General features: G+C 43.9%; 1 protein-coding gene. It reads left to right on the top strand.

Going from position 1 to position 1,100, the window contains the following annotated elements; translation table 11 throughout:
- Positions 1 to 1,100 (top strand): TraG family conjugative transposon ATPase (locus BGO59_RS24750; protein ID WP_293687863.1); only part of this gene is annotated, 1,100 nt, incomplete at both ends.

Here is a 1,100-nt window from a genome sequence, read left to right as displayed (position 1 = left end):
AAAACCTATCCATTTGGATATTTCCGACCTGCCTATGAAACGGGGTATCATCACGAACCGAAACAAGTTTATACTTGGTCCGTCGGGTTCGGGTAAATCGTTCTTCACTAACCATATGGTACGCCAGTATTACGAACAGGGCGCACACGTACTGTTGGTAGATACGGGTAACTCTTATCAGGGCTTATGCGAACTCATCAAAGGAAAGACCAAAGGCGAAGACGGTGTTTACTTCACATATACCGAAGATAACCCGATTGCCTTTAACCCTTTCTATACCGATGATGGCGTATTCGACATTGAGAAGCGGGAAAGTATCAAAACCCTGATACTGACCTTATGGAAACGTGATGATGAGCCGCCAACCCGTTCTGAAGAAGTTGCCCTGTCCAATGCGGTAAGCGGTTATATCGAACGTATCAAAACGGAAGATGTGTACTCCTCATTCAACGGTTTCTATGAGTATGTAAAAGGCGACTACCGCAAGGTACTGGAGGAAAAGCAGGTAAGGGAAAAAGACTTTGACATTGCCAACTTCCTGAACGTACTCGAACCTTATTACAAAGGAGGGGAATACGATTACCTGTTGAACTCCGACAAACAGTTAGACCTGCTTTCTAAACGCTTTATCGTGTTTGAGATTGATGCGATTAAAGACCACAAAATCCTCTTTCCCATTGTGACCATCATCATTATGGAGGTGTTTATCAACAAAATGCGCCGATTGAAAGGTATTCGCAAGCTCATCCTGATTGAAGAGGCTTGGAAAGCGATTGCCAAAGAGGGAATGGCGGAATACATCAAGTACCTGTTTAAAACTGTCCGCAAATTCTTCGGAGAAGCAATTGTCGTAACGCAAGAGGTCGATGATATTATCCAATCGCCTATTGTGAAAGAAAGTATCATCAACAATTCCGACTGTAAAATCCTGCTTGACCAACGCAAGTATATGAACAAGTTCGATGATATACAGGCGATGCTCGGACTTACGGACAAAGAGAAAGGGCAGGTACTTTCCATCAATATGAACAACGATGCAAGCCGACTGTACAAAGAGGTTTGGATTGGCTTAGGTGGTACGCACTCGGCAGTCTATGCCA

The sequence above is a fragment of the Spirosoma sp. 48-14 genome, from assembly GCF_001898575.1.
Classification (GTDB): domain Bacteria; phylum Bacteroidota; class Bacteroidia; order Cytophagales; family Spirosomataceae; genus Spirosoma.
This window is presented reverse-complemented; position numbering and strand designations above follow the sequence as displayed.